The organism is Gracilibacillus oryzae (assembly GCF_009498735.1).
Lineage (GTDB): Bacteria > Bacillota > Bacilli > Bacillales > Amphibacillaceae > Gracilibacillus > Gracilibacillus oryzae.
The window spans coordinates 22,593-35,252 of sequence record NZ_ML762453.1 but is presented as its reverse complement, the minus strand read 5'-3'; the positions used below and the strand labels follow the sequence as shown (position 1 = coordinate 35,252).

General features: G+C 39.3%; 12 protein-coding genes, 1 pseudogene and 1 riboswitch. Of the genes and pseudogenes, 10 read left to right on the top strand and 3 right to left on the bottom strand.

The genetic code is table 11. The features are described from left to right. On the top strand, positions 1-913 hold a 913-nt coding region (locus F9U64_RS20760; RefSeq protein WP_228275823.1), incomplete at its 5' end, for a TRAP transporter large permease. A gap of 321 nt (positions 914-1,234) precedes the next feature. Here the strand turns inward: F9U64_RS20760 and F9U64_RS20755 are convergent. Continuing rightward, positions 1,235-2,407: a cation:proton antiporter gene (locus F9U64_RS20755; protein ID WP_153406810.1), complete on the bottom strand. Its 1,173-nt coding sequence runs from the start codon at positions 2,405-2,407 to the stop codon at positions 1,235-1,237. Positions 2,408-2,585: 178 nt separating this feature from the next. Between F9U64_RS20755 and F9U64_RS20750 the strand changes: the two genes are divergently transcribed. From F9U64_RS20750 to F9U64_RS20740, 3 genes are all read left to right on the top strand, one after another. Further along, entirely contained in the window at positions 2,586-3,281 is a 696-nt protein-coding gene (locus F9U64_RS20750; protein WP_153406809.1) for a response regulator transcription factor, read from the top strand. Next, the gene (locus F9U64_RS20745) at positions 3,274-4,386 is read left to right on the top strand and encodes a sensor histidine kinase (protein ID WP_153406808.1); all 1,113 of its coding nucleotides are present in this window, start codon (positions 3,274-3,276) and stop codon (positions 4,384-4,386) included. The genes F9U64_RS20750 and F9U64_RS20745 overlap by 8 nt, the downstream gene beginning before the upstream one ends. An 87-nt stretch (positions 4,387-4,473) precedes the next feature. Further along, positions 4,474-5,349: a M15 family metallopeptidase gene (locus F9U64_RS20740; protein ID WP_153406807.1), complete on the top strand. Its 876-nt coding sequence runs from the start codon at positions 4,474-4,476 to the stop codon at positions 5,347-5,349. 450 nt (positions 5,350-5,799) lie between these two features. Here the strand turns inward: F9U64_RS20740 and F9U64_RS20735 are convergent. Beyond that, positions 5,800-6,651 (bottom strand): annotated as a pseudogene (locus F9U64_RS20735) (alpha/beta hydrolase). A 214-nt stretch (positions 6,652-6,865) separates the two neighbouring features. Between F9U64_RS20735 and nagZ the strand changes: the two are divergent. The 6 genes from nagZ (at position 6,866) to F9U64_RS20710 (ending at position 12,290) form a co-directional block, all read left to right on the top strand. After that, positions 6,866-8,575 carry a beta-N-acetylhexosaminidase gene (gene nagZ, locus F9U64_RS20730; protein WP_153406817.1) on the top strand — a complete coding sequence of 570 codons (1,710 nt, stop codon included), beginning with the start codon at positions 6,866-6,868 and terminating at the stop codon, positions 8,573-8,575. A 129-nt stretch (positions 8,576-8,704) separates the two neighbouring features. Continuing rightward, a riboswitch (purine riboswitch) is annotated at positions 8,705-8,802 on the top strand. A gap of 53 nt (positions 8,803-8,855) precedes the next feature. Continuing rightward, entirely contained in the window at positions 8,856-10,049 is a 1,194-nt protein-coding gene (locus F9U64_RS20725; protein ID WP_153406806.1) for an MFS transporter, read from the top strand. 311 nt (positions 10,050-10,360) lie between these two features. Next, the gene (locus F9U64_RS20720) at positions 10,361-10,456 is read left to right on the top strand and encodes a putative holin-like toxin (protein ID WP_153406805.1); all 96 of its coding nucleotides are present in this window, start codon (positions 10,361-10,363) and stop codon (positions 10,454-10,456) included. 459 nt (positions 10,457-10,915) lie between these two features. Continuing rightward, complete coding sequence (locus F9U64_RS22705) at positions 10,916-11,089, top strand: hypothetical protein (protein ID WP_194287459.1); 174 nt, start codon at positions 10,916-10,918, stop codon at positions 11,087-11,089. Positions 11,090-11,177: 88 nt separating this feature from the next. Then, positions 11,178-11,624 carry a hypothetical protein gene (locus tag F9U64_RS20715; protein ID WP_153406804.1) on the top strand — a complete coding sequence of 149 codons (447 nt, stop codon included), beginning with the start codon at positions 11,178-11,180 and terminating at the stop codon, positions 11,622-11,624. Positions 11,625-11,921: 297 nt separating this feature from the next. Then, entirely contained in the window at positions 11,922-12,290 is a 369-nt protein-coding gene (locus tag F9U64_RS20710) for a hypothetical protein (protein ID WP_153406803.1), read from the top strand. A gap of 130 nt (positions 12,291-12,420) precedes the next feature. Here the strand turns inward: F9U64_RS20710 and F9U64_RS20705 are convergent, their stop codons facing one another. Continuing rightward, positions 12,421-12,606 carry a hypothetical protein gene (locus F9U64_RS20705; protein ID WP_153406802.1) on the bottom strand — a complete coding sequence of 62 codons (186 nt, stop codon included), beginning with the start codon at positions 12,604-12,606 and terminating at the stop codon, positions 12,421-12,423. Positions 12,607-12,660 lie beyond the last annotated feature (54 nt).

Below are 12,660 nucleotides of genomic sequence, written 5' to 3'. Positions count from 1 at the left end.
AATGATGAAAAAGCAAAAGTATGATAAAGATTATGCCGTTGCTGTTACTATTTCCAGTTCAGTACAAGGGGTGTTAATCCCGCCAAGTCACAATATGATCATCTATTCAACGGTTGCCGGCGGAGTTTCCATTGGGGGATTATTTATTGGCGGGCTTGTTCCCGGGATATTACTGGGAATCGCAATTATGATCTTAGCCTATGTTATCTCCGTAAAGAAAAATTATGCACGTGGAGAAGTGATTCAGCGGGAAGAAGTGCCTAAAATCATTCGCGAAGGTATCTTAGGTTTATTGACTGTTGTAATTATTATTGGCGGTATTTTATCAGGTATATTTACTGCTACTGAATCTGCTGCTATTGCGGCAGTGTATGCGTTTGTTATTACTTTCTTTGTTTATCGGGATATTAAGATGTCAAGAATGGGTGTTATTCTTCAGAAGACATTTAAGACATTGGCAATGGTGTTATTCCTGATCGGAGCTTCCTCCGGTTTTGGCTGGTTACTAGCATTGTTGGAAGTTCCCTCAATCGTATCAAATGGATTGATTGACTTCTCTCCAAATGCTGCCATCACTTTGTTAATGATTATACTGATTATTCTAGCACTTGGAATGATTATGGATATGGCGCCACTTATATTAATTCTGACACCTATCCTATTACCAGTAGCTACAAACATCGGAATGGATCCTATACACTTTGGTGTTGTGCTCATGTTATCTCTTGGGGTTGGTTTAGTCACTCCACCTGTTGGATCCGTACTTTTCGTTGGATCTGCCATCGGGAAATTATCCATTGAAGACGCGACAAAAGGGATGCTGCCATTCTATCTTGTTATGATCGTGGCATTGCTGATTGTGGCATATGTTCCAAGCATTACATTATTTTTACCGAATTTATTAGGACAGTAAGTGTGGGAAAAAAGCTTGCTGTTTAGGAAAAAGGATAGACCTCTCTGAGTCACTTTTCAGGGAGGTCTGTTTTTATAATAGATCAAGTTTTAGATTTTGAAAATATTAAAGATATAAATAAAATAATGAAGTAAATGGACAGGTGGACTGTTCTTTTTTTGTATATAGATAGATTTTCACCCAAAACTTAGGATTAGAACGAAAACCCAAGAACGGAAGCGGGAGATTTCGTCCTAAACAAGGAATTAGCACGAAAACCCGCAAATCTAAGCCGAAAGCTTGGTTTGATAATGACTAATTTAGCAACAGCTTAAGCGTCTATCATTTCTTCAACAATCCCCGTGACAAAGGCGCCATCGTTAAACTCTGAATAGTTAAAGATAATAACACAACGGTGAAGCTGACTCCGACAATCCAGTCACTGTGAATGCTGCTCGCGCTTTTGGCATATAACGTCAGGATTAAAAACACGGACATTGTTCCTTTTAATCCTGCCCATGTCAGTATCGTGTTATAACGCCAGGATAGCGGCTCGAATACTTTTGATACGGCAAGTGTTGTAATAAATCGAACGAGAACCATCAAGGCAAAAATTCCAGCAGCATACAGCCAATAGCTTATTTGCAGGTGATCGGTAAGTTCGATTCCGATAACTAAGAATAAAATTGCCAGCAAACTGCCTTCCGCAATCTCCCAGAAACCGTCTAATGAGCGGCGGAAGTGATCTTCTTTTTCAGCCCGGCCGTATTCAAATGAAATCATCATCCCGCTTGCAACAGTTGCTAGAACACCAGATACGCCAACAGCTTCGGCAATCGAGAATGCGCCGTAAGCGAGAATAATACTAAGCATAATCTGATAGTTCCGATCATGAGAGTAGTGAACAATTCTGCTTACTAAATAACCCAAAATAAGCCCGATCAGCACTCCGCCGATAGAGACAAGCAGAAATTCTCCAAGAAAAGAAGGAAAAGAGAAACCCTTTTCGCGAGTGGCGACAGATAGTAATGTGGTAAAAAGCACAATACTTGTCCCATCATTCAACATCGATTCCCCATCAACGATACTGGCAATCTGTTCATTTCCGGTAGCTTTTTTAATAACAGAAACAACGGAAACTGGATCAGTAGGTGTCAGAATAGCAGCCAGAAGCGCTCCTTCGATTAAACCAAGCGGCGAAATCAGTGAAATAAGATAGCCGAGTATCACCACATTCAGTACAATTCCGATCGTTGCCAGGGAAAGAATGATACTGGCATTTTTACGAAAATCTTTTATAGGAAACTGATAAGCAGATACAAATAATAGAGCTGGCAGGAAAACGTGATAAATCGTATGTTCCGTTAATCTTGCAGAATCAAAGAAAGGAATAAAAGCAAGCCCAACTCCAACCAGTACTAATATAGTAGGGACAGGGAAATCATCTTTCTTTTTATCGATGGTAAAAATTATGTAGCCAATAGCCAGTAAAATGATAATAAGTTCAATGGACATTTTCCTTCGCCTCCTATGTTGTAAGTATTCCCAGATATTTTTTTGAGAAACATTGGAGGAGAGTTGCTGTGGTAATTAGTATTGCCTGAAAAGTATGAGATGCTATAATGAAGGACAGAAGAACACGTTTGTAAAAGTCTGGATGCTAAATTCTGTTCCCAATGTAGGAGTGAAGTTTGTGAAACGTATTTCCATTTTAATAGCGGAAGATGAAGCAGAAATTTCTGACCTGATTGCCTTTCATTTAGAAAAAGAAGGTTACCAGGTTATGAAAGCTTATGATGGAGAAAAAGCACTAGAATTTATCGAGACATATTCGATTGATCTGGTGATTTTAGATATTATGATGCCGAAAATGGATGGATATGAGGTAACACGAGCGATAAGAGAGCACCATAACATGCCAATCATTTTTTTGAGTGCGAAAACTTCTGACTTTGATAAAGTGCAAGGATTGGTGCTCGGTGCGGATGATTATATGACAAAGCCATTTACAACCATTGAATTAGTTGCACGTGTCAATGCCCAACTAAGACGGTTTATGCAACTCAATACGGCAAAAAATGAGGCCAAAACAAAATTGGAGTCTGGCGGCTTAGTGATTTTGCCTGAAGAGCGGACCGTTACTTTATATGGTGAAGCAATCGACCTAACACCAAAAGAGTTTGATATTTTATATTTACTGGCAAGTCATCCAAAGAAGGTATTTAATGTTGAAAATATTTTCGAGCGTGTTTGGGGAGATGCATACTTTGAAGGGGCCAATACGGTAATGGTCCATATTCGGACATTGCGGAAAAAACTTCAAGAAGACAAGCGGAAGAACAAATTTATCAAAACGGTATGGGGAGTTGGGTACACATTCCATGAGTAGACGATTAAAGACTTTTCGTACAAGAATGCTGTTCTTATTTGGCCAGAGTATGCTGTTTGCCGGTATTACCACCTACGTCATTTTTAAAATGCTGCAATGGTATTACTACACCTTTGCGGATTATGGCGATTCTTTGGCTCAATTACGCAGTCAGATCCGCAATATTGGTGATATTTATTTCTTTCTGGTCTTCTTTATCCCGATTTCGATTCTATTTTTTTATCAACTAACAAGAAGATATTCAGCCTATTTTGAGGAAATATCCACTGGCATCCACTATCTTGCACGTGGTGATTTTTCTTACAGGGTGGAGATTGAGTCCAATGATGAATTTAGGAAGATCGCACAAGACATCAATTTAGCCTCAGAAAAATTGCAAGAAGCGACGGAAAGAGGCGACTTCTCTGAAAACAGCAAGGATCAGTTAGTCGTCAACTTGGCGCATGATTTACGCACACCACTCACATCTGTAATAGGCTATATTGACATTATCCTTAAGGAAGAAGAGCTGACAGAAGAACAGGTTAAGCACTTCTTAATGATTGCCTCAACCAAATCGCACCGGTTAGAGCGGCTGATTGATGAATTATTCGAGATTACCCGCATGAACTATGGAATGTTGCCAATCCATCACCAGCCAATTGACTTAGCTGATCTGCTTCATCAGTTGAAGGAGGAGCTGTACCCTCTCTTTGAGAAAAACGAGCTGGAGGTTCGCATGAATTTACCTGACAGCTTGCCGATAATGGCGGATGGCGAGTTATTAGCACGTGTATTTGAAAACTTGCTGACAAATGCGAATCGATATGGATATGATGGTAAGTATATTGATATCAACGGCTTTACTGACGATGGAGAAGTTATCGTTCAACTGACGAATTACGGTGACCCGATCCCAGAAGACGAACTGCCATATCTATTTGATATGTTCTATACTGGCGACAAATCACGAACACAGCAGATCGGCAGTACAGGGCTTGGTTTGTTTATTGCCAAAAATATTCTCGAACGGCATAGCGGTACCATTACAGCTGAAAGCAATATCGTCAGAACAGTATTCGAGGTTCGTCTGCCGCAAGAAAACGAGAATGATCGTGAAATTTAAGAAAAACTTAAACATTACCCCACTCTTTTTTTAAGAAGCTTTCCCTATCCTTGATACTAACAAAAAGTCCAAGGAGGAAGTTAAAAAATGAAGAAGTGGGGATTTTTATTATTACTCTTACTTGCCTTAGGTTATGCAATCGTCCAAATTGCCCCTTATTTTCAAGAAGAAAAGATAGAGATAAAAGATATCGAGGATAACCGTGTTTCAGGAGAAACGAAGCAGATTGAAGTATTAACCGAACATGTTCACAAAGGCAATCTGCTTCTGGTCAATCAGGATTATCCTGTTCAGAAGGATAGTACAAAAGAAGATATTGTCAGCTTATTTGGACAAGAAGAGTTAACACAGGGATATGTTTTGCTTAACGGTGATATAGAACTATCTGCAAGTATTGCAAAAAAATTCAGTGAGATGGTAGCAGCAGCTAATAAAGACGGGGTAAACCATTTTCTGATTTCGAGCGGCTTTCGGGGATTTGACCAACAAGCAGCGCTGTTTCAGGAAATGGGATCCAGTTATGCGTTAGAAGCAGGCCACAGTGAACACCATCTGGGAACAGCACTTGATGTAGGATCAACGCAAATGCAGATGAGTAAAGCACCTGAAGGGCGATGGATCGAAGACCATGCATGGAAATATGGATTTATTCTAAGATATCCAGCAGATAAAACGGACGTAACAGGAATTGAATATGAGCCATGGCATATCCGCTATGTTGGACTGCCTCACAGTGCGATCATGAAAGAAAATAACTTTGCTTTAGAAGAATACCTGGATTATCTAAAAGAAGAGCAGGCATTCTCTGCATCCAGAAACGGTGAAAATTATGAGATTTATTATTACCCTGTTAACAGTGATACCACTATTGAGATACCGGCTGGTGAACGGTATGAAATTTCGGGAAATAATATGGATGGGGTGATTGTTACGGTTTTTATGGATAAAAATATAGCTGAGTAGCGAATACTAGTACATTAGTGAAAAAACTAATGTGCTAGTGAAGAGGAAATGGTCTCTTTGCATCGAACATTAAAGGTGTGGGGGGAGATTCAGGAGACAGTTGATGTAGATTTTTATCTTTCATAGAATCGGTAATTATGGGTTCCAATATTTAGTTTTAACAGCTAAGCACCACGATGGTTTTTGTTTTGTAAATGGCTTTAATTTAGGCCGTTAGCTAGACATTTGTTCTTAATCTTTGGCCTGCCAACAATTCTCCTCAACCTTGGTATTACTTTTGAGGTAATCTTTAAACGAAGGAAAAAATGGAGAGGAGGGTTTCCTCTCATTTGAGAATACCCCATCTTTGAATTACATCATCTTTATTTTTTTCAGTTCCGATATACTATTTTCTGTGTTCTTGGATAGTTTTCCTGTTGCATTTTCTAAGAGTGAAAAGGAGAAAAACCGTCACTGCATGGTATTGGATGAGCGGATCAGCCAACGATGCGCCTCAGCAAACAGTGGTCCCCATGTAGATTCGTGATGCGTCCCATCAGGTAAATAGTCGAATCGAACTTGATTTTCCGCTACTCCTGCTGCGATTAATGTCTGGCGGACCTGCTCCACATGCTCATAGGCAACCTTGTTAAAATCCGGATTATCGGTTTCCTCTCCACCTATGCTCAGGTAGATACGCAGTGCGGGAGAAAGATCGGATTGCTGAATGAATTGGATGATTGCTCCATTATCCTGCCACATGACGAATGAAATACCACCCACTCCGCCGAACTGCTCGGGATAGCGAAGGGCAGTGTAGAGGGATATATACGCACCGAACGAGCTTCCGCCAATCAGTGTATTCGTCGCTTCGGAAAGGGTACGGTAGTGACTGTCAATATACGGCTTCAGTGTCTCTGCGAGGAATTCAGCATAAGCTTCCCCTTTTCCTCCGAAGCCATATTCCTCGTTAATGGTAAAATTATATTAATTGTTGCGCTGGTCTCCACCATTATCAATTGCGACGACAATTGCCTCGAGCTCAGGTTCATCAAACGCCATTTGCTCCAGTGTCTCATCAACACCCCACTCACTTCCCCAAGATGTTGCCTGATTGAATACATTTTGCCCATCATGCATATAGAGGACTGGATATCTGCGATCGCCTTCATGATAGCTTTTCGGCAAATATATCCATATTCTGCGTTCTGTCTGAAGCTCGGGAATCGGAAATGCCTCGATCACCCAGACATCACCGGTAATCGTATGTATCTTGTCGTCTTTTAAAACTTCTCTCCATGGTAAAGCAGTGTTGTTTGTCATATAGGACTCTCCTAATCATTTTTTCTATCATTCTTTTTCCTATTGGTTTGGTATTACTAATTATACCATTTCAGGGAGATTATTTTGTATTTTTAAAAAGTGAAACGGCCGAATCGTCCCGTTATTTCCGCATTGTTCCGAGGATTGTTTGCTATAATAAGAAATATAAGATAAACGATGGAAGAAGGATGAGGCTATGCGCAGGGCAGAACGAATGAAGAAGAAAAGGAAAATGAACTGGTATCTGTTATTTGCCGTAATTCCACTGGTTGTTGCTGTAATCTTTCTTGGCAATCAATTCTTGAACAGCAAACAATCAGCAGATAAAGCCGAGGAAAGCGTGCATACGATAGCACCAGCGGACATGGAAGAAAATGAAGAGGTAGTCAAGATAGAAGATACTATTGAAAAAATCAATCAGTCCGCTCAAATAGGGAAAATCCCTGACATTCCACTTGTTGCTGGTAAATCAAATTATCAGGAAGTGTTGGAGTCATTGGGAGAACCGAATCAATCTTCTGAAATAAATGGTGCCAATTATGCAGAATTCCCCACTAAAAAAGCAACCATTGGCTATAAAGACAAACTTGTATTTGATATCCGTTCATCTGATCCAGCAATCCAAGAAATAACGTATCAGGAAATTAAGGGGACATTAGGTGAACCATCTGAGCTGCGATATTTTCAGGATGCACAACATGACCAAATCATTATGGTTTACCATACTGACTCCCCGTTTTTGTTAAAGTGGATATTACCTAAACCAACGGAAACGAACGCAAATCCAAACGTGGATCATATAGCTGTTTATACGGAATTGCCAGAAACGGATGATATCACAGAAATGATCGCTAACATGAGCTTAGAGGAGAAAATCGGTCAAATGATTATTGGGGCTGTTTCCGGCACGACAATGAATGCAAACAGCCGCAGCCTGATTAAAGATTATAAAATCGGCGGCTTTATTTTTTACTCCAATAATTTAGAAACACCAGAACAGACGATAACATTGTTAAACCAAATCAAGGCCGAAAATGAGCAAAATCGATTACCACTGTTCTTAAGTGTGGATCAGGAAGGTGGCAGGATTTCGAGACTGCCGGGAAATCTCATTCCTTTTCCAACAAATCAAAAGATTGGCGAGATAAATAATGCCGCGTTCTCCTATGATATCGGCACTCTTTTAGCGAAAGAATTAAAGGCGTTCGGATTCAATTTAGATTTCGCCCCTGTCCTTGATGTGAACAGTAACCCGAATAATCCGATTATCGGCGACAGATCCTTTGGAAATAACCCGCAAATTGTAAGCGAACTAGGCATTCAAACGATGAAGGGTATCCAGTCACAAAATGTCATCCCAGTGATTAAACATTTTCCTGGTCATGGTGACACGTCTGTTGATTCCCATTTGCAACTGCCAGAAGTAAATAAAAGCCTGGCGGAATTGAAGCAACTCGAGTTAGTTCCCTTTGAACGTGCAATCAAGGAGGGCGCAGATGTTGTTATGATTGCCCACATTTTATTACCGGAAATTGACAGCGAATTCCCATCATCCATGTCACAAAAAGTGATTACAGATATATTAAGAAAACAACTCCAATTTAATGGTGTGATTATGACAGATGATATGAAAATGAAGGCAATTGCTGACAACTTCTCCATTGGAAAAGCAGCGGTCCAATCCGTAAAAGCTGGCAATGAGATCATATTAATCGCCCATGATTATGATGTGGTAGTGGAAGTCATGGAACAATTGAAAGCATCCGTTCAAAATGGAGAAATTTCCGAAGAAAGGATTAACAGCAGTGTGAGAAGAATCATTCAATTAAAAGAGAAATATGAGTTGAACACTGAAAAAGTGGATGCTGTTGATATAGATGGGCTTAATCAATCGATAAATAGTGTGCTTAATAAGGATAACTAGGTGATGGAAACACGGGCAGTTCTCCTGTTGCATTTTCTAAGAGTGAAGCAGCAGAGCTGTCCTTGTGCTACATACTATGAAATATTCAGCACTTGATAAAACAGAGAATAGGTAGTAGAATGTTCAAAGTGCTTATAAATTAATATTACCTGTATAACCTCAGAATATGGCTGAGGGTCTCTACCAGGAACCTTAAAATCCTGATTACAGAAAAATGATCTCTTCATTTTTTGTAATCAGGGTTTTTTATATATTTTTCAGAAAGGGTGTAATCTAGCAAATGAATGTAAAAGTTTTTATATTAGCATTATCAACCATTGCCGTGGGGTTGGTTGAATTAATTATAGGCGGTATCCTTCCAAGTATTGCGAATGATCTCGACATCTCCATCAGCTCTGCCGGACAATTAATCACGATTTTTGCACTTATCTATGCGGTTGCCGGCCCTGTGTTACTCGTTATGACAAGTAAGATGGAGCGGAAAAAATTATATTTAATTTCCTTATTTGTTTTCTTTATTGGGAACGTCCTGACATATTTCAGTCCCAATTTCACCTTTATGATGATCGCGAGGGTCGTTACTGCCATGAGTACGGCACTGATCGTGGTATTGTCCCTGACGATAGCGGCAAAAATTGTGGCACCAGCACATCGGGCAAAAGCGCTTGGGCTCATTTATATGGGGATAAGTTCGTCCCTTGTTATGGGTGTGCCACTGGGAATTCTTATTTCAGAAAACTTTGGCTGGCGTGTTATTTTTCTCGGGATTGCTATTTTATCGGTAGGTTCTTTTGTTTTAATTTCGATCTTTATTGAGAGAATTCCTGGTGAAAAAACAATACCACTTTCCCAGCAATTAAAGGCTGTGAGCAGCTTTAAATTAGGAAGTGCACACCTTGCAACAATGTTCATGCTCGCCGGACATTATACGCTTTATGGGTACTTCACGCCATTTCTGGAATCAGAACTTCAGCTGAACCCGAATTGGATCAGCGTTTGTTATCTATTATTTGGGATTGCAGCTGTAAGTGGTGGTGCATTTGGAGGGACACTCTCCGATTCCATTGGAACACATAAAAGCATCATAACAGTCATTAGTGCATTTGCCGTTGTGTTATTCATCTTACCATTTACGACATTTTCACTTGTTGTATTCCTGCCAGTGATGATGATTTGGGCAGCGCTGAGCTGGAGTCTCGCTCCGCCACAGCAAAGTTATCTGATTGAAACAGACCCGGAGACGTCAGATATTCAACAAAGCTTTAATAATTCCGCATTGCAAATCGGTATTTCGCTAGGTTCCGCATTTGGCGGACTTGTGTTGAATCAAACTGGTACTGTTGCCAATACAGCTTGGTTTGGTGCTGCACTTGTCAGTGTTTCATTGTTGTGTGCAGTCTTTTCTATCACTAGGAAAACGAGTGGAAGGAAAAGTAGTGTGACAACTTCGGCTTTGAGTGAATCGAATATGTGATGATGGATATTTTTAAGGAAGCAGCTTGGAGATGGACTCTAAGCTGCTTTTCTGTGTTCAGGACCATTTGTCTATCCGAATCCAATGTTTGTTTTTTTACTGGGAAGGGATTAGATTTCTAATGAATGGGATAAAAAAGTAAATCCCTTAAATAGTTAGTGGGGAAAAGGAGTTAATTTAAAGTAATAAAGTTCTAAAATAATCATCATTTATAGAACGTTCGTTCCGGTTTGTTGTGATATAATAGAAGAATGGATAGCGTTCTTTTGGGCGAGGTCGGCTAATCCCCTTAGCGAAAGGGGGTGATGCCTATGAGTATGTATGAGAGTTTCATGGTGCTGTTTAGTTTTGGCACCTTCTTGATTGCATTGCTCGCGTTGATCATTTCTCTGATCAAACGAAAATAGACCTCCCTATTTGCCCAACAAGTAACTAGGAGAGGTCTATCACCCTGATAGCCGATCCCTCTTTAGGGGACCGCTTATCCATAACCCGTAGTGGCTGCTACGGGTTTTTTAGTATATGCATTTCTTATTAGAATTATATCATGGATAGTAAATTTAGTCACAGCCTTAGCTTGCAAAACATTAATAGGGAATGGATTTTTCACTTCGACTATGATGGATTACAGATAAATGAATAGATGAGAAGTATTATTTTCGTAGTGAAAAATATATCTGTAAGGCTTTTTTGCCTAGCAACGATTATTATAAGAGTGTAAAATGAAAGCATAACATTTGGTATTTCAATCGTATCAATTCTCAACTTATTGCTTATCAGATTTTAAATATTTCGGAATGAAGTGTGTGTAGTACATCATGAGAAGCCTAATAAAAATGTTACAAAGAAAAAACGGGGGATACTTTATGAATAGAATTTTATTTTTTTTGGTATTATTGATAATTGCAGGATCTTTTGTGATTGATTTTTTCGTAGATAATGAATCTATGACCACAATGGTTAATATAATTGCATTGATTGCCCTTATTGTTGTGGCATTTTATCTAAGAAGTACAGCTGGTCGCGGTTCTACAAAGTAATTCTTAAAATTCGGGGGAACAGGCACCATTTTTTAGACAGTGTTATACTAGTAATGATTTTCATAAATACTTATTATCGGAGGAACACATGCTTACATTTGAAGAAAAGCTAGAGATAATTGAATCCTTTCCAGAATTACAGCGAAAGGATGTGTCACTTGGTCGCGTTAATTTCCATTATGAAGAAAGTATCCAGGATAAAACGACCGTGGTGTATCATCTCCATCCGAATGGGAATGGGTTTGTTTACGCGGAATTGAACGAAAATAATAATTTCGTGACTGACCATAAAGGCATGGTTAATATACGGGAGTTCACAGAACAACAGCTTCGTACCATTATTAAGGAGTCCATTGAATCCCTGTCTGAATCTACGCTTGAAGAGATTTGGATCAATGATGAGAATCAAGAATTAAGACTTGTGCAGGATTTTGACCTGTGGAACATATATGCAGACGACATATTGGACGGAACATTTCCTACATATGGGGGAGCTGCCAGTTATTTAGAACAAGAGGGGTTCTCACGCAAGTAAAGGTATTATGAACGGTAATGCCTGTAATTATCCGATTTTTGTAAAATTAGACATATTTCGGGTGGTGACAGGCACTATATCAAAGTTTTCAATCAAGCAGCCTTCATGGTGAATGGAGCAGTCGAATAAGTTACTGTTTCCTCATTTATCGACTGCTTCATAAAGAACTGCTACAATCGTTTTGTTAGGAAATCCCTGCGATAGATTATTCAGATTAAATGAATAGAAGAGAGTTACTCTTTCCGTAGGGTATCCTCCTATAGCTAGTAACAGTTCACTCGGATTGGAGCATTTTATATGAAGCAAAAAATCACCTGGATCCCTAGTATATTCATTACAAGTGGTGGTGTCATTACTATCATCCATTTCATTCAATTGATTAATGAATTAGAAGATTCATATGAACAATCAGAAGGCTTTCTGCGTGCGATGAATGGATTTTTACTCATGATAAGTGGTTCGTTCATCATTCCTCTTATTATGGGTGGTATTACTGTTGTGATTGGCATCATTACGATCTGGAAGCGGCATATTGCTTTAGCGGCTATTTCTCTTATTTTTTCGATCTTGATGCTGAATTGGATTGGATGTATTCTTTCCATTGGTGGCGCCGTTTTGGGATTTGTTATGTGGAGGGAACAGGTTGATAGAGAATCCCCATATTAACGAATATTTTTATTTAGAAATATTAAAAAATGGAACTGGTTAAGTGATAGGACAGATGGTGATCTGTTCTTTTTGTTTATTTACAGATAGCGTTCGATAGGTACTATTTTCTAATGGCTCTGAAGTATTCCTATTTAAAAACAGATGTTAAAAATGATCGGGATGCAGTGAAATTTCTTGAGCCATGTTGCACATAAAATTTCACCAGCTCACTGCGGTAATACTCTCGTTTCACTGTATCTTTAGCTTTCATTGCTTCTTTATGTTTTTTCTCCAAAACTCTCTTTTTCAGATGTGACGCCAGAACTTGTTCCATCAAAAATCCCCCCCATTCTCCAACTTTAGTATGTATCTACCACTTATAACCTAA

Excerpts from the sequence above, each read along its gene's own strand:
- F9U64_RS20740 (WP_153406807.1), top strand. The coding sequence starts at position 4,474 with ATGAAGAAGTGGGGATTTTTATTATTACTCTTACTTGCCTTAGGTTAT.
- nagZ (WP_153406817.1), top strand. The coding sequence starts at position 6,866 with ATGAAGAAGAAAAGGAAAATGAACTGGTATCTGTTATTTGCCGTAATT.
- F9U64_RS20705 (WP_153406802.1), bottom strand. The coding sequence starts at position 12,606 with ATGGAACAAGTTCTGGCGTCACATCTGAAAAAGAGAGTTTTGGAGAAA.
- F9U64_RS20755 (WP_153406810.1), bottom strand. The coding sequence starts at position 2,407 with ATGTCCATTGAACTTATTATCATTTTACTGGCTATTGGCTACATAATT.
- F9U64_RS20725 (WP_153406806.1), top strand. The coding sequence starts at position 8,856 with ATGAATGTAAAAGTTTTTATATTAGCATTATCAACCATTGCCGTGGGG.
- F9U64_RS20715 (WP_153406804.1), top strand. The coding sequence starts at position 11,178 with ATGCTTACATTTGAAGAAAAGCTAGAGATAATTGAATCCTTTCCAGAA.
- F9U64_RS20710 (WP_153406803.1), top strand. The coding sequence starts at position 11,922 with ATGAAGCAAAAAATCACCTGGATCCCTAGTATATTCATTACAAGTGGT.
- F9U64_RS20720 (WP_153406805.1), top strand. The coding sequence starts at position 10,361 with ATGAGTATGTATGAGAGTTTCATGGTGCTGTTTAGTTTTGGCACCTTC.
- F9U64_RS20745 (WP_153406808.1), top strand. The coding sequence starts at position 3,274 with ATGAGTAGACGATTAAAGACTTTTCGTACAAGAATGCTGTTCTTATTT.
- F9U64_RS22705 (WP_194287459.1), top strand. The coding sequence starts at position 10,916 with ATGAATAGAATTTTATTTTTTTTGGTATTATTGATAATTGCAGGATCT.